9 protein-coding genes are annotated in these 17,385 nt (G+C 41.9%); 7 read left to right on the forward strand and 2 right to left on the reverse strand.

Annotation, left to right across the window (positions count from 1 at the left end; translation table 11 throughout):
* Nucleotides 1–10 precede the first annotated feature (10 nt).
* From GO495_RS02620 to GO495_RS02650, 7 genes are all read left to right on the forward strand, one after another.
* Nucleotides 11–1,297: a RagB/SusD family nutrient uptake outer membrane protein gene (locus GO495_RS02620; RefSeq protein WP_157298144.1), complete on the forward strand. Its 1,287-nt coding sequence runs from the start codon at nt 11–13 to the stop codon at nt 1,295–1,297.
* A gap of 204 nt (nt 1,298–1,501) precedes the next feature.
* Complete coding sequence (locus GO495_RS02625; protein WP_157298145.1) at nt 1,502–3,427, forward strand: T9SS type B sorting domain-containing protein; 1,926 nt, start codon at nt 1,502–1,504, stop codon at nt 3,425–3,427.
* Between the two features lie 11 nt (nt 3,428–3,438).
* Nucleotides 3,439–4,458: a PorP/SprF family type IX secretion system membrane protein gene (locus GO495_RS02630; protein WP_157298146.1), complete on the forward strand. Its 1,020-nt coding sequence runs from the start codon at nt 3,439–3,441 to the stop codon at nt 4,456–4,458.
* 221 nt (nt 4,459–4,679) lie between these two features.
* Nucleotides 4,680–5,129, forward strand: a complete 450-nt coding sequence (locus GO495_RS02635; protein ID WP_157298147.1) for a c-type cytochrome — start codon at nt 4,680–4,682, stop codon at nt 5,127–5,129.
* A gap of 119 nt (nt 5,130–5,248) precedes the next feature.
* On the forward strand, nt 5,249–5,569 hold the full coding sequence (locus tag GO495_RS02640; RefSeq protein ID WP_157298148.1) for a hypothetical protein: 321 nt from the start codon (nt 5,249–5,251) through the stop codon (nt 5,567–5,569).
* 77 nt (nt 5,570–5,646) lie between these two features.
* Nucleotides 5,647–7,302: an alpha-L-fucosidase gene (locus GO495_RS02645; RefSeq protein ID WP_157298149.1), complete on the forward strand. Its 1,656-nt coding sequence runs from the start codon at nt 5,647–5,649 to the stop codon at nt 7,300–7,302.
* Between the two features lie 151 nt (nt 7,303–7,453).
* Entirely contained in the window at nt 7,454–8,998 is a 1,545-nt protein-coding gene (locus GO495_RS02650; RefSeq protein ID WP_157298150.1) for a choice-of-anchor Q domain-containing protein, read from the forward strand.
* A 59-nt stretch (nt 8,999–9,057) separates the two neighbouring features.
* On the opposite strand, the gene GO495_RS02655 is transcribed toward GO495_RS02650, so the two are convergent.
* Entirely contained in the window at nt 9,058–9,999 is a 942-nt protein-coding gene (locus GO495_RS02655) for a hypothetical protein (RefSeq protein ID WP_157298151.1), read from the reverse strand.
* 4 nt (nt 10,000–10,003) lie between these two features.
* Complete coding sequence (locus GO495_RS32020) at nt 10,004–17,368, reverse strand: DUF6443 domain-containing protein (protein WP_157298152.1); 7,365 nt, start codon at nt 17,366–17,368, stop codon at nt 10,004–10,006.
* Between the last annotated feature and the right edge of the window lie 17 nt (nt 17,369–17,385).

A 17,385-nucleotide genomic window follows, 5' to 3' on the forward strand; every position in this document is an offset into this window, starting at 1 on the left:
AAAGAAATTTATGAAAAGGTATATCAATAAATATAACAGTTCGATGATGGCGGTATTGCTGTTGTTCTCTGTTACTTCCTGTAAAAAGGATTATACAGATCCTTCCGGGCCTTCTTCTGATAAAGCATTCAGTTCTCCTAATGCATTGACTGATGTTGCTGTAGGGTTACAGAATCTTTATACCGCAAACAGGACCGGCCTTATTTACACCACCGTTACTGCCAGCAGCCTGCTAACGGGAGAAACATATGTAGTGAATGCAGGTAATACAGATGAAAACCAGTTGGGGTTGGGTGGAGTGAATGTGCAGAATACCAATACAGTAGTGACAGGTATGTGGACTGTTGCCAACAAGATTATCTATGATGCCAACAACGTATTGAATAATACGAATGCGGTAGTAACGGATAAGACTTATGCCAGCGGTGTTATTGCCTATACATCTATCTTCAAGGCACTGGCGATTGGTGATATGGCGATGTTCTGGGACCATGTGCCGGATACAGTTGGTACAAACGTTCCGTTTATTACTAGTCAGCAGGCCTATACCAAAGCTGTGGGTGTTCTGAACAATGCATTAACGACAGTATCTGCGAATCCTATCAGTACTACTTTTACGAAGAATATACCAGGAGGTATTGATATTGTAAATACGTTGAACGCGCTGAAAGCACGTTATGCATTATTTGCAGGTGATTATGCAACTGCACTTGATGCTGCAAACAGTACAACGCTAACGGCATCTACTTTTAATTATAATAGTCTTACTACTAATCCTATTTTTGCACTGGTAACTGCTACTAATAATATTTACCAGGTAGTAGATTCATCAATGAGTTTACCTGTAGGATTGCAGCCTGATGCAGCAGACAAAAGGGTGCCTTTTTATGTAGGTAGCGGCATCAGTCCACGCTTTAAAATTAAAGGTTTTTACGCTTCTACCACACAGTCAATACCTGTATTCCTGCCGGGAGAAATCACGCTGATTAAAGCAGAGTGTTATGCTCGTATGCATGATGTACCTAACGGACTGATTGAACTGAACAAGGTAGTAACCAAGACTACTGATGCTGTTGGTGTAGGCGCTGCATTACCGGGAGTAGTCGTTGCTACAGAAGCAGACCTGCTTTTACAGATCTACAAACACCGTCGTATTGAGTTATTTATGGCAGGACTGGCACTGGAAGACGAGCGCAGATTTGATCGCCCTGTAGCGGAGCGCAAACGCACTTATTTCCCTTTCCCGTTTGTTGAACGTAACGGGAATACTAATACCCCGACCGATCCTGCGTATTAATATATAAAGAAGGTTTGTTTGAGAAAGAGTTGTGCCGGTCCGCCGGTGCAACTCTTTTTTATTGCTATCTGTCTATAAATAATCCCCGTTCGCATATTATTTTGCCCCAATTACCCTATTAGGATATTTTTGTTGTACCAGTCAGCCTTTATTCCCCACTAGAGCATACGCGAAGCACTATACCTGTCATTATCAATCGAAACAATGAAAATCATTAAAGGCTATTGCTGCCTTCTTGTGCTATTCCTGTGTATCTCATATACCTCAGAGGCGCAGTTATGTACGGGCAGTTTGGGTGACCCCGTTGTAAGTTTAAACTTTGGCGCAGGTACGGCCACCTTTGCCGGCGCATTAGGCACTGGTATCACTACTTACTCTTATGTGGCACAGAGCTTCCCTTATGATGGGTCTTACACCGTAGAAAATACTACTGCGGGGGCGGGGAATGTCTGGTGGTCTGCTACAGACCACACCGGGAATACAGGTGGTTATATGATGGTGGTGAATGCCAGTACCTCTGTAACGGATTATTTCTATCAGAAATCAGTATCAGGATTATGTCCCAATACAACATATGAATTCGCCGCCTGGGTAGTGAACCTGTTGCGGTCTTCTGATAACAACCCTCCCAATATTACATTCTCTATTTTAACATCAGATGGCAGTACTGTTATTCAGTCCTATACCACTGGTAGTATTGCCAGGACCAGCAGTGGCCCTGTATGGCGGCAGTTCGGGTTTTACTTTACCACACCTGCCGGTACATCGGACGTGATCATCAAAATGAGTAATAGCAGTCCGGGTGGCGCACCAGCCAATGACCTGGCGCTGGATGACATTACGTTTCGTCCCTGTGGCCCCAGTGTAAGCGCAGCTATTACCAGCGGCGCAACATCTGCCGAAGTGTGTAAAGGCGATGCAACGGTATTTAATCTAACGGGAACGGTTTCCAGCGGATATAGCAGTCCGGCATATCAGTGGCAGGTAAGTACGGATTCAGGAACTACCTGGACGGATATTGCCGGCGCTACCAGCACCACCTATGCACGTTTGCCTACGGGTCCCGGTACTTATCTGTACAGGATGGCTGCCGCACAGAGTGCCAACATCGGCTCTTCTGCATGCCGTGTTGCCTCTAATGTAATCACTATCACAGTAGATGATAATCCGGACCCTGCCGCCAGCAGTAATAATCCTTCCTGCGAAGGCGATACGTTGCAACTAAGCTCGTCTACCGGAGCTACCTATAGCTGGACAGGCCCCAACGGATTTACCAGTACATCTCAGAACCCTGTGATCAATGGTATTACATCAGCGGGTAATGGGACATATTATGTAACACTGACAACTGCATTGGGTTGTAGTAATAAAGATTCTACGGTGGTGAATGTAAACCCTGCACCTGTAGCAGATGCAGGCAGTGATGTGAATATCTGCGAAGGCAGTACGGTTACTTTGCAGGGCAGTGGTGGCAGTACCTATTTATGGTCTCCGGCTTCCAGCTTATCCGATTCATCTATCGCATCACCGGTTGCTTCTCCCGCTGATACTACCACATACTTATTAACGGTCAGCAACGGGCAATGCAAGGCATACGATGAGGTGTCAGTATTTGTATGGAAGAAACCTACAGCCGATGCGGGCCCTGATCAGAAGATCTTTGAAGGAGACCCTGCACAGTTAGCCGGTATTGCAGGAGGCACAGATGTCACTTATGCATGGACGCCGGTATATAATATCACGGACGCCACTATTTTAAATCCCATTGTAACACCAGACAGTGATACCACTTATACGTTGACGGTAGTATCCGGAGACGGATGCGGGACGGCATCTGATAAAGTGTTTATCAGGGTGTATAAGAAGATCATCATTCCAAATGCATTCTCTCCCAATAACGATGGAATTAATGATACCTGGCATATCGCAAAGCTGGACACCTATCCTGATGCAGATGTTTCTGTGTTTAACCGTTACGGCCAACTGGTATTCAAGAGCAGGGGATATGCCAATGAGTGGAAGGGAACTTATGATGGCAAGCCATTACCGGTAGGTACTTATTATTATGTGATAGATCTCAAAACCGGTTTCGGAAAAAATCCTACCGGTTGGGTAGTGATTTTGCGATAAAAATACAGACGATGAATAAAGTAATAATCCTGTGTGCGTGCGTATTCGTTACTGCCGGTTCTTATGCACAGCAGAAGCCGCATTACACACAATATATCCTTAACCAGTATATCATCAATCCTGCTCTTTCCGGTATAGAGAACTACTGGGATATCAAGCTCAGTCACAGGCACCAGTGGACAGGACTGAGTGGTTCACCTGTTACCACGTATTTTACTATACAGGGGCCTATCGGTAAAAAGGACTACCGTACTACCGCCACTTCCTTTGCGGTACCCGGAGAGAACCCGAGAGGGCATCGTTACTGGGAAGATTATACGGCTGCGGAACCTCATCATGGAGTAGGTCTGCAGGTCATCAATGATGCAACGGGGCCTTTAAGTAATCTAAGTGTGTATGGTACCTATGCGTATCATATAGGTCTAACACCCCGTACCAGTTTATCCGCAGGTTTTGGAGCAGGTTTCAGTCGTTTCAGTCTGAAGAGTTCGGGCCTGGATTTTGAGAATACCACCATCGATCCGGTGGTGTATTCCAGTGGTATCGTCAATACGACGAAGTTTGATATGACGGCAGGTTTGTATCTCTATTCAGCAGATTATTTTGTGGGAGTATCTGCACAACAGATCGTACCGTCGCGGCTTAACTTTTCCAATCATGCGGTAACTGCCGAAACGGGAAAGACGGTGCCACATCTGTTCTTTACGGGTGGTTACCGTTTCCTGATTACAGAAGATTTTAACCTGATCCCTTCCCTGATGGTGAAATATATCAACCCATTACCTGTGCAGGCAGAGGTAAATACCAAGTTGCAATACAGGGACCTGATATGGGTAGGGGCCAGTTACCGGCATAAAGACAGCTTTGCCGGGATGATGGGCGTAAATATTTCAAACAAATTTAATATCGGGTATTCTTACGACAATTCCACTACAGCACTGGCCACCTATGGGAAAGGGACACATGAGATCATTCTTGGTTTTATTATCGGGAACAGGTATGATGATTCCTGTCCAAAGAATGTATGGTGATGAAATGTTTAAAAGCACTATATTAACGGTTGAAAGTTATTTATACCTACAACTGAGCGACAGCCTGTTCCTGTTTTACAACTATCCGGAGCGGGCTGTTTGCATGTCTGATATGCCGTTTATATAAAATAAAGGTTACGAAGAGCAATATCTGATGTTCTTTTTGTAAGTTTCAATTTATAATCTGAGGAGCTTATTATTTATTACAAAACCCATGGTCAATGCAATTTAAAAAGTCACTTGCTGTACCGTTGTCACTGGTAGTGGCAGCGATGCTGTGTTCCCTAGCCCTACCCCCAGAGGAAGAAAAGGCGAAGAACCTTAAGGTATTACCTAAGAATATCAGTCACGAAGAACTGATGAAAAACATGCACTTCTATAACAAGGCTTTAGGTGTGAAGTGCGATTTTTGCCATGCAAAGTCCAAGGATAATCCGCAGAAGATGGATTTTGCCAGTGATGAGAAGGAAGAGAAGGAAACGACCAGGGAGATGATGAAGATGACCAACCGGATCAATAAGAAGTTCTTCAGGTCAGGTAAAGATGAGAGTGGTCAGCGTATTATGACGGTATCCTGTTATACTTGTCACAACGGAGAAGCAGAGCCAAAGAAGCTGCCGGTGGGCGGACCGGAAGGGGCTCCTCATGGAGATGCGCCACATGACCATTAATTAAGGAGTGGAGAGAATGATATTTTTTTCTCGTTTTGGAGGAAAAAATTATCTTTATAATAATAGAATTCCACTATATTATCAGATAATCATTAGAACCACAACTTAAATTGATTGTTATGACCGCATTTAACTCCCTTGTCATTCTGGCGTTGGTCTTTTTTTTAGCACACGTAGTATTGCTGTTTACCTCATTCGGAAAAAACGGGTATCAGAAAACGAGATATCTGTATTCGCACATTACCCTCTGGATCTGCGGGGGCCTTCTTTTTTTACTGGCTTCATTGTATGCAGGGAAACAGGTATCAGGTATCGTGGACGTATTTGATACACCGGTAAAGCAATTGCTGATTATCGGCCTAGTATTGTTACTGTCTTTCACAGCACATACCATTGTACGCTACCTGGTGATGCCGAAGTATACTATAGATAGAAGATAATAAAAAAAAGCGGATGATCTCCATCCGCTTTTTTTTATTATCTTCCTTTTTTATTGTATTTATGACAATTATTAATCATGGAAAGAAGAACAGTCATAAAAGGGTTGGCGGGTACCTTACCTGCACTATGGTTATCCCGGGCGTTGGGCGCCGGACTGGTAGAAACATTGCAGCCGGGAGAACCTGTTGCAAAAGGCCCTTTTAAGCCTTCCTGGGACTCTTTAAAGCAATATGCGGTACCCGACTGGTATAAGCGGGCAAAATTCGGTATATGGGCGCATTGGGGGGCACAATGTCAACCGGAACATGGGGATTGGTATGCCAGGGAAATGTACCAGGAAGGGAGCAGGGATTATAAGTCGCATATAGCAGAATACGGACATCCTTCCAAATCAGGGTTTAAAGATATTATTCCTAAATGGAAAGCGGAGAAATGGGACCCTGATCATCTATTGGAGCTATATAAAAAAGCAGGCGCCCGGTATTTTGTGGCAATGGCCAATCACCACGACAACTTTGATAATTACGATAGTAAGTACCAGCCATGGAATTCCACTAAACTGGGACCTGAAAAAGATATCATCGGCGGATGGGCCAAAGCAGCCCGTAAGCAGGGAATGCATTTTGGGGTAAGCGTGCATGCTGCGCATGCCTGGACCTGGTACGAGGTGGCGCAGCGTGCGGATAAAACAGGCCCTATGGCAGGTATCCCCTACGATGGTAAATTGACAAAAGCAGACGGTAAAGGTACCTGGTGGGATGGCATGGACCCTCAGGCGCTGTATGCACAGGACCACGCGCTTAGTAAGAATTCAGAAGACAATGGTACCATTCATAAAATATGGGGCTGGGACGCCGCACAGGGAGCCAGTATTCCTGATAAGGAATATTGTGAAAAGTTTTATAACCGCACTGCAGATCTGATCAATAAATATTCTCCTGACCTTATTTATTTTGACGATACGGTATTGCCGCTCTATCCTATCAGCGATGCAGGTTTGCGTATTGCTGCGCATCTGTATAACAGCAGCATTAAAAAACATGGCAAGCTGGAAGCAGTATTGAATGGGAAAATACTGGATGAAGAACAGCGCAAGTGTATGGTATGGGACATAGAAAGAGGGCAAAGCAACCGTATAGAACCTTTTGTATGGCAGACAGACACTTGTATAGGTAGCTGGCACTACGACCGCTCTATCTATGATAATCATTATTATAAGAGTGCGAAGACAGTCATTCATACACTCGCAGATGTAGTGAGCAAAAACGGGAATCTCCTGTTAAGCGTACCGGTGCGTGCAGATGGTACTATAGACAGTGATGAACAGGCGGTAGTAGCCGGTATTACAGCCTGGATGTCTCAATACAGTGAGGCGATCTATGACACTACCCCCTGGAAGATTTTTGGGGAAGGGCCAGCCATGGAAGAAGCAGCGCCATTGTCCGCACAGGGATTCAATGAAGGAAAGGGCAAACCTTTTGGTGCGGAAGATATACGCTTTACGCTGAAAGGGGATGTGCTGTACTGTATTGTGCTGGGATCTCCTGCGAACGGGCAGGTAGTCGTGAAGTCCCTTGCTGCCGGTAGTAAACATTATCCGGGAGAGATTGCAGGAGTGGAGTTATTGGGTCAGCGGCTGACCGTTGAACGTAACAGTAATGGCCTGGTGGTGAAATTGCCGGAAGGTAAACAGGATGATATTGCACTTGTATTGAAGGTCTTACCGGCATAATAGTTAATTCTTATTATAGGAAGCTGCTCTTTTATCAGGAGCGGCTTTTTTTATTATTATAAAAAAACAGTTTTCCACGGTCCTACTTCTTCGCGCGTTCGTCTTTAATATGAAATACCCAAACCCACTCACCTTTAAATGTAGTTTTGCGATGAAAAACACCCTTGCAGCATGCCTGCTGATTATTGCGGCCACGGCCTGTAATAAAGAAAATGTAACCAAGCTTACCAACAAAGATGCATTGGCCGTTACCACATTGACCATCACGAATTATTATGTAAGCCCTACAGGTAATGACACGAATGCAGGTACCTCTTCAGCTACGGCACTGAAAACCATCCAGGCAGCCCTCAATAAGACCACGAACGGTGCAGGCAGTACCATCTATGTAGCTGCAGGTACTTATGGTGAAAGGCTTACATGGCCCAACTCCGGCGCCGATTCCACCGCGCCTATTACATTGACAAATTATGCCGGCGGTACCGTTATCCTTGATGGCAGCACTACCACCGGCAGTACAGCAAATGCAATGATCACTGTGGCCAGCAAAAGTCATATACGCATCAACAACATCAGCATTGCTAACAACATCCGTCAGAATGCGTCCGGTATTTATATAAGTGGCGCCGGTACAGATGTACAGGTAACATCCTGCAAAATTTATAATGTAGGTTATACCACCGATTCTACCGCTATCCCTACTTCCTCACAAAATGCAAATCCTTTTGTGGTGGTTGGTTCTTTGGATTCTTCCTACAATAAGATCTATATCGGCAGTAACCAGGTATATAGTTGTAATACAGGTTATAGTGAGGCAATGACACTGAATGGTAATATTGAAAACTTCCTGATTGAAAGCAATATTATTCACAACGTAAGGAATATCGGAATAGATATAGCCGGTCATTATTCCTGGACAGGCGCACCTGCCAGCGTGAACTATGCACGCAATGGAAATGTGAAATATAATATTGTATATAAATGCGTATCGCTGGCGGCTGTCAGTGCAGGTATCTATGTGGATGGTGCACAGTACGTGAATGTAGAAGGGAACACTATTTATCAGAATGGTGTAGGGGTAAGTGTTGGTTGTGAGAACAATGGATTTGTTGCAAACGGTATTAATATCCGCGACAATTTTATCTATAATAATATTGATGCGGGCATTTATGTTGGCGCCAACGCGGCTAACAGTAAAGTAACCTATTCAACTATTATGAATAATACTTTCTTTAATAATTATACAAAAGGTGGATGGGGAGCCGAAATCCATATTCAGAATACAGATTATTTAAGTATTAAGAACAATATCATGCAATCCGGGAATGCTAATAATTTAGAGGTGCTTGCATTATCCGGTTATACTACTACTAATCTGTCTATGGATTACAACCGGTATTATTCTGTTTCAGGTGTTGCGACCAATGTTGCTTTCGACTGGGGTGGTATTACCGGGACCGGATATGGCTCACTCGCTGATTTCACGACCGCCACAGGACTGGATGCCCATTCTACTTACGGAATTCCTTCATTTGTAAGCAGTACAACACCTAACCTGCATCTGGCCAGTGGTTCTGCCTGTATTAATACCGGAGACCCTGCCTTTGTACTTGGATACCAGGAGCTTGATATTGATAAACAAACCCGCAAACAGGGTGGTCGTGTGGATATAGGCGCTGATGAAACGGCTAATTAAATCACATTTATATTACCTTTTAGGCCTGGCTTCCATCATTGGAAGCCAGGCCTTTGTAATTATTTCAATACTGCCTCATTTATGAAACTATGTATCTTATCTGTGGTTGAATAAATTGTTTTCTTTTCTATTCCATCTTTTGTAGAATACAATACGCCACGATGAGAGAAAAAGAAAGCTTCTTTATAATAAATAAACCAGTCGAAATCGCGTTCGGGTATCTTTTTTAAAAGCAATTTTCGTTCATTCGTTTTGAGATCGTATTCGAAGATACCACCATTGTCATTGAGAGTTGTATGCTTATAATACACTAATATGTTTGTATCAGTCCACTGACTGACGTTAAATTTATCTGCATCTCCTAAAAATCCATAATTTATTAACTTAGCACTATCAATAGTTTTTATCGTCTTGTTTTTTAAATTATAGACTCTTAAAAAAAAACTCGTTAGCTTTTCATTATCGATATTTTTTGTATCAACAAAGCTAATCTGATTACAATTATCAGATAAATTTAAATTCGTGATATTTACTTTGAAAGGAAGATGGATATTTTCTTTAGATCCATTGTGAATATTGATTTTGATCAGTTTTATTCCATTGTTAGAATATCGTTTATCAGCTTCATTAACAACGTTCTTCTCATTATTATAAGCAACAAATATAGTGCTATCCCGTACTACAAATTCAAGTATATAATACAGGCCGGTAGTAACCACTGTGTTTTTTCCATTTGCAGGATTGAATTTATAAATGTTCTCATTGTTTGTCCAATAAATCGTATGATCATCTCCTACTCCCCATTTTGTCAGGAAGTCTATCATTGTTCCCTTCAGAATGGCATAAGAGCAATTAACTATTTTACTCTGATTAGTCTGCAGATTCTTTATGATGAAATCTGTAGCAGATTTATTTTGTTCTGAGTTTGATCTTATATAAATGTTCTGAGCTTGTAATTTTAAGCTCAGAACAAACAGGCATAACAAAAAAGTAAATTTCATATTCTTAATTTATATTTATCATAAGTATATCTCCCAGATAATAATACCCTCCGCTGTTTGGCGGTTGCAGGTATTGTGGAATAGCGAAGGTATCTCTATATACCTGCACTTTAAAATTTTGAACGCCTTGCATTGTCTTATTAAAGGAGGACCAGTCGTTAGGATGTATTAATAAACAACCTTCAGAAATACCTTCCATCTTTTTTGACTTCTTGCTCCAATATTCGCCTGCGAATCCACTCTGATTGCTTGAGTGAATAAAAACACCTTCCAGATAACCTTCTCCTGTTAATGGATCACATCCATCATCATCAGGTACATGGCCCCTTTTATTAATAGTCCAGTGAGACTTTAAAGCTCCTGATTTTCCAGCCACATCAAAATTTCCATCATAGATACCATCTCTTACAACACCATATTTTTTTGGGTTTGAACTCATTGTGTATCCATTGTAATGATGTATATCATCTTCTCCATCTGGTCCATATACGGTAACATTAGCAATAAGTCCTTCTTCTCCATTGATAAACCCCGGCGACTTATTTAGTGTTCCTAAATGCTCTGATTTTGAGCCTTCAAAAACGACCACAGCTTCGGTACCATGTAAAACTATATCTTCACCATTTTCATCTTTTACGCCGGTATTATATTCGCTGCCATCATGCCAGTTCCAGGTAGGAGGGCTTTTCCCATCTTTAGAATAATAAAACCAATCTCTGCCATCCGGATCAGTAAATAAGAGTGGATTATTCCCAACATATACATAAGGGGAATAAGCGTTATATCTTTCACTATGTGGATCTATCGTATGCCATGCACCAATTTGTGCATCATAAAACCTTGCACCATAATCATATAGTTCCAATCCACTTCCATCTTTAAACTCTCCGCTCTGTAACTCTTTACCATTATACTTCAACCTGTTAGTTGCATAATCTGAACCTTTAAGCGCTGAAGAACTTATGCCTGCCATAGTGAGCCCAAATGGATAATAATGTGTTTCATCCAGTAATGGCCCATTATTATGTACTACCACAAGATTATCAAAGTATACATTCTCCGAACTCTCATTACTTGTATAAATATACAAAAAACCGGTCCTCTTTACTACCATTTTATCTGTCGCAAGTGTTTGTAATTCATCCGGATTACCCTGCACCTGTTTAACACCACTATTCTCATTTACCATACTAAAGCTGTTATCAAACAATGCATAGTTCAGGTATGCTTTGGGTTTATCTGAAAGATTTTGTGTTGGATCTTTTTGTTTTAAGGCATCATAATCACTGCTACTAAAATTCGTAGCGATAGGAGAAGCTGTGCCGGTGGCAGCATGAACACCTTCACTTACTCCTGTACCACTAAATGTCTGTAATAAAGCAATTAGCATATTACTGCTGGTAGTAGTGGATGTACTGGCCCCCGTACTTTTATAGAATGCTTTTACACCTAACTGAATCGTATCACCAGCCATAACACGTAATACCAGTGAAGGGCCTATTTTCTGTCCATTTGAAGCATTCAACCCAGCTACATACTCATTGGGGTTTGTGGTATTATCCACGGGATAACCTGCAGGTAAAGCCGTTCGTGTATTATCAATATTACTGAATAATGCATTTTCTTTTGCTGTGGCCGCATTTTCCATAGTGGCTGCATACACTGCAGTATCCGTTTGTGTTGTTAATATCATACGAATATCACCTAAATGATCTTTCACAAAATAATCATAATAATACCGGGTATTCGCAGACGTCCAGGCAGCGCTGGTATCAATACGTTTTGCTCTTAAACGGCCTTCTTCAAAGCTTATGTATTGTAAAGTATCATTCTGGTAAACATAAGCGCCAGTGTAAGTTGTAGTGGTTATTTTAACAGGAGTAACAGTACTGTCTGTTGTTATTTTCTTTAACTTAATACCGGCAGCATCATATATGTAATGAATATTTCCTTTACCGTTTATTTTAATTGTATCGGGAAGATTGAGATAATTATAGGAAACAGTGCTTTTTTTATTCTGATCTGATATGAGGCTTCCGTTTCCATTATAGCTATAATCATTACCACTGTTGACACCATTGATAAAATCTCCCAGTTTGGCGGCCGCATTATTAGCGGTATCAGCTACAGCAGATAGTTTATTGCTGTTGGTAAGATAGCTGTAAGTTAATTTATCAATCACTGTTGGAGTAATACCTATCATACCTTTTTGAGTCATGGTACTGATGTTTCCATTTACATCATAGGTAAGTCCATCTACTGAAAAGTCAACTTTATCCTGCGTCCAGGCAGTACTTCCACTATTTTGCTGATTAAATACAGCAGACGTAATCCTGTTCACCGGATCGTAGGAATATCCGTATGAACGGGCTATTCCATCTGACAGGCTCTTCCACTTTATACCAGCCATATTCCCATTGTACAGGCTTTTACTAAAGCCGTAATCATAACTCATTTCCTGTCCAAACCAATTGCTGCTACTAGCAGAAGTTGTTACAAAATCTTTATTAATACTCTTCATCCATCCGCGGATATTATAAGTATAGTTCTGGGTTTCCAGGGAATTGCCAAGCACTTTACTCTTTAACTGTCCTAACTGATCATATGTTTTGGAAACAATGGTTGTGCCTGAGGAAGAGCCATTGAGATATTTTTTAACCAGTAGTTCGATGCCATTTGCATCATAATTATGAGCAGTAACAAGTTTACTATATTTAACAGTTCCGGCAATAGCTGCTATAGAATGTGTTTCGCAGGTACTTAATATTTTGCCCCCGAAATCATAACGGATGGTTAATGTATCCCATTCACCAGTTATATTCTTAGACTGCATCTGTAAAATTCTGTTATGATCATCGTACCAGTTGACAGCATACTGGTAGAGGTTTGCGTTGTCCGGATCAAGTACTTTTGTTCGCATTCCTGTTACGAGCCCTCTTGTTTGCGGACTCACGGCAGACGCGGTCAATGCATAATTATTATCCTGTATGATGGGCAGATCTGTTGCATTATTAAAAGTACTGCTAAAAGTATGTGTAGTACCTATATCAGTATAATTACTCTGCCAGCTGTAATCATCATAGAATACTTCTGTCTGAACACTGTAAGTACCACTAAGCACGGGATAGGCATTGCTATTATAGGCAATCCCCTGATGATATGCTATGGTACCGGTATTATTCCATAAGATCACTTTCACCGCTCTGTCAAGGCTATCATACGTCATTACCAGCCACTGGCCATTTTTGCGAAGGGATGAATCCTGTGTCATTACCAGTCGTTCTCTTCCATCATATACCATATTTACTACACCAGTTCCTGGTACTGTCTTTTGTATCAGCCTTTTCCGTTTGTCATAACTGTATTTAAAGCAGAGTTCATCTGATATACCTTGTGTCATTATCCAGCTGTTATGGCTAAGATATTGTACCGCCTTTGGAGATAATATATATCGCTGGTTGTTCAGATCATCATATACATAATAAGTAGATGTCCAGTTGTCATAAGCAGGATATCCCGCATCTGTAAGCTGCACTTTTTTCAATACCAGTATTTCATCAAAATTTTTGTATTCGATGATTTTATTGTCGTGTTCATCGGTTGTTTCATGAACGTATAAAGTACCTGGTGAATAGTAACCAGCTTTCTGTGGCAGGCTACTCATGGATGTATCGATATTCCAGATCACGACAGAGTCCTGCAGCGTATTTCCCCGGTCTTTTTGTTTTATACCAACATTGTGGCCTGTCCAGCTTTTTCCAGGAGCTGTTGTTTTCTGTACACGATTCAGCATAGAATTTTCGAAAGTATTATTCGAGTAATAATAACTCTCCTGGTTGCTAAAGAAAGCGTTATAAAACGCCGGTTGTTTTGTAGCAGGATCTATTCTGAAGTTACCGGTGGCTTTAGCATCTGAGTATTGCTGGTATACCTGTGTTTGTCTGCTGTATGAGTCATAAAAATTAGTGCCGATCATATCAGACATATCGGGAGATGCATGTTTCGCAACTGTTTGCAGTGGTCTTCCCAATCCATCGAAATAATCAGTCACCTGTTGTACACCATATACATTTGCTTCAGTACGAGCAAGAGCTGTATCTGTAATACCTGGCTTTGCATAAATCCTTAACCTGATATAGTTCATATTTGTGGTATCGAGGCTACTACTGTATGCAGGCATGGTTATTACCTGTTGCGTACCCGCTGCCGGTGCTGTAGTAAGATCGGGTAACTGGGAAGTGACAGTAGCCTGTACTTTCACTCTTATGATGTTGGAATATGCTATATTCCCGTTACAGGATGCCTGTCTTCTGAAGTAAGTAGTTGTAGTAAGATTGGTAATACTGGTACTTGGGATATTTGTCCAGTCATAATCATCCGGAGAGCTTTGCCATTGATAACTATACACAGTACAGTTACCATTAGTTGCCGCACTTACGCTATTCAATGTAGCAGCACTCCCACTACTTACAATCGCTGCACTGGCGCTGATTTCACCTCCATTTAACGGCGCGTATATTATACTTGTATTACTATACGCAATGACGCCATTACTGGTTACTGACAATCGGTAATAGCTATTGTAGGTAACGGTTGCAGGGAGGTAACTAAGTAAGGTAGCTGCACTGATATTAGTCCAGCTATTGTTATCTGTAGAGCTTTGCCATTGATAAGTATAAATGCCGTTACCACCGGTAGCCGGAGATGCTGTTAAACTATCAGATATTGCTCCGTAATTATTACGCGTTTGAACAGTTGGGCTTACAGTTCCAGCTACTAACTGCGTATAAACAAAGATCGTTATTACATTGCTGTTCAGGCTTACACCATTACTGGTAGCTACCCTTTTGTAATAAATTTTACTGGTTAAATTTCCTGGTGTATACTGCTGAGCTGTGGCGCTGCTGATATTCGTCCAGGTACTACTATCCGCTGAACTTTGCCATTGGTAAGTATAAGTGCCATTACCACCTGTTGCGGTTGTACCAGTTAACTGGCCTGGACTGGTATTATAATTAATATTAAGGGATACAGGACTAATGCTACCGGCAACCAGTTGCGGATAAATGCTTATGGTACTTATATTACTGGTGACGGATACACCATTGCTGGTGGTAACCACCCTGTAATAAGTAATCGCGGTTAAACTACCCGGTGTATAATTCTGGGCAGTAGCCCCGCTAATATTCACCCAGGTACTGTTATCAACTGAGCTTTGCCATTGGTAAGTATAGGTCCCATTACCACCACTCCTGGTATTTGCCAAAAGTCCGGGGCCCGTATTGTAATTAATACTAGCGCTGGTTGGACTTACACTGGTGGCCAATTGAGGATATACTGTTATGGTAGTTGTATTACTGGTAACAGATACACCATTACTGGTTGTAACCACCCGGTAATAAGTAGTAGCTGTTAAACTACCTGGTGTATAATTTTGTGCGGTGGCCCCACTCACGGCTGTCCAGGTACTGTTATCAATTGAACTTTGCCATTGATAGGTATAAGTTCCACTACCGCCACTCCTGGTATTTGTTAAAAGCCCCGGACTTGTATTGTAATTAATACTGGTACTTGTTGGACTTACGCTGGTGGTCAATTGTGGATACACTGTTACAGTAACTGTATTGCTGGTAACAAATACACCATTACTAGTGGTAATCACCCTGTAATAAGCAGGGGCGGTTAAACTACCTGGTGTATAATTCTGGGAAGTAGCACCACTGATGGCTGTCCAGGTGCTATTATCCGCAGAACTCTGCCATTGATAAGTATAGGTACTATTACCACCACTCCTTGTGTTTGTTAAAAGACCGGGACTGGTATTATAATTAATAGTGGTACTTGTTGGAGTTATGCTGGAGGTCAATTGCGGATACACTGTTATAGTAGTTGTATTACTATTAACAGATGCTCCATTGCTGGTGGTAACGACCCGGTAATAAGTAGTCGCGGTTAAACTACCCGGCGTATAATTCTGAGAAGTAGCGCCACTAATGTTTACCCAGGTGCTATTATCCACTGAACTTTGCCACTGGTAGGTATAGCTACTGTTACCACCACTCACTGTGCTGGTCAACTGACCAGGACTGCTATTGTAATTAATACTGGAGCTTACAGGGCTGATAGTGGCGATCACTTGTGGATATACGGTTACTACCGCAAAAATGCTAGTCGACGCATTGTTACTTATAGCAGTAACACGATAAGAAGTACTGATGGTCAAATTGCCTGGTGAATATGTCGATGATGTGGCCCCACTGATAGTTGTCCAGGTGCTCCCGTCTGTTGAGCTTTTCCAGTTGTAAGTATAGGTTCCATCGCCACCGCTGGTGGTAGTTACAAACTGACCCAGGTTTGCGTTGTAATTAATAGTGATAGTAGAAGGGCTTACACTCATAACCAGTTGAGGATATACTGTCACTTTACTACTTGCTGTATAAGATGTAACCCCATTGCTGGTAACAGCTCGCCTGTAATAAGTCGTAGCCGTTAAACTCCCTGGTGTATAGTTCTGTGAAGTAGCCCCACTGACGTTAGTCCACGTGCTGTTATCTGAAGAGCTTTGCCATTGATATGCATAAGTACTGTTACCACCTGTGGCTGCAGTACCCGTTAGCTGACCAGGAGTGCTACTATAGTTAATTGTAATAGCTGTTGGACTGATACTACCGGCAACTAATTGCGGATAAACAGTTATTAATACACTATTTGTGTATACCACCTCTGTACCACAGGTTATCTTCAGTTTATAATAGGTATTAGCTGTTAAACTCCCTGGTGTGTAAGTCAGGGCCGTCGCGCCCGAGATATCCGTAAAGGTAGAATTATCAGCGCTTTGCTGCCATTGATACACATAACTGCCAATACCCCCTGTTGGAGTAGTACTGGTGAGTTGCCCGGGACTGATATTGTAATTAATCGTTAATGATGCAGGAGTCACTGTTCCGGCAGCCAGATGCGCACTTATATTTACTGTGGCGATAGGACTATAAACGCTTTGACCAGTAGTAGTGCTGGTCATATATACCTGGTAATACTGCGTCTGCGAAATAGCTCCGGGTGAGTAAGAAATGCTGGTGGCACCGGATATATTGTAAAAAGTGGAACCATTAGTAGAGATCTGCCATTGATACCGGTAACCGGTAACATCTGGCCCAACCAAGGAGATCGTGGCTGCAGAAGTACCAGAAAAAACACTCTGAGTTTGCGGACTGATGCTCCCTGTGGTAAATAAACGGATGGCAGTAGCTGAAAAAACTGTTTGACAAAACATACACATGATAGCAACAGGTAAGACAACCTTTCCCTTTCGCATAGTAGTGATGCAAGCCTTATTTAATGTATATATAAAATGAATAATTGTTTGCATAATCATAGAATAAGGGG

Origin of the sequence: Chitinophaga oryziterrae (assembly GCF_009758125.1) — a bacterium.
In the GTDB taxonomy this organism is placed as follows: domain Bacteria; phylum Bacteroidota; class Bacteroidia; order Chitinophagales; family Chitinophagaceae; genus Chitinophaga; species Chitinophaga oryziterrae.

Coding starts and splice junctions, on each gene's coding strand:
- GO495_RS02655 (WP_157298151.1), bottom strand. CDS start 9,999: ATGAAATTTACTTTTTTGTTATGCCTGTTTGTTCTGAGCTTAAAATTA.
- GO495_RS02640 (WP_157298148.1), top strand. CDS start 5,249: ATGACCGCATTTAACTCCCTTGTCATTCTGGCGTTGGTCTTTTTTTTA.
- GO495_RS02650 (WP_157298150.1), top strand. CDS start 7,454: ATGAAAAACACCCTTGCAGCATGCCTGCTGATTATTGCGGCCACGGCC.
- GO495_RS02620 (WP_157298144.1), top strand. CDS start 11: ATGAAAAGGTATATCAATAAATATAACAGTTCGATGATGGCGGTATTG.
- GO495_RS02635 (WP_157298147.1), top strand. CDS start 4,680: ATGCAATTTAAAAAGTCACTTGCTGTACCGTTGTCACTGGTAGTGGCA.
- GO495_RS02645 (WP_157298149.1), top strand. CDS start 5,647: ATGGAAAGAAGAACAGTCATAAAAGGGTTGGCGGGTACCTTACCTGCA.
- GO495_RS02630 (WP_157298146.1), top strand. CDS start 3,439: ATGAATAAAGTAATAATCCTGTGTGCGTGCGTATTCGTTACTGCCGGT.
- GO495_RS02625 (WP_157298145.1), top strand. CDS start 1,502: ATGAAAATCATTAAAGGCTATTGCTGCCTTCTTGTGCTATTCCTGTGT.
- GO495_RS32020 (WP_157298152.1), bottom strand. CDS start 17,368: ATGCAAACAATTATTCATTTTATATATACATTAAATAAGGCTTGCATC.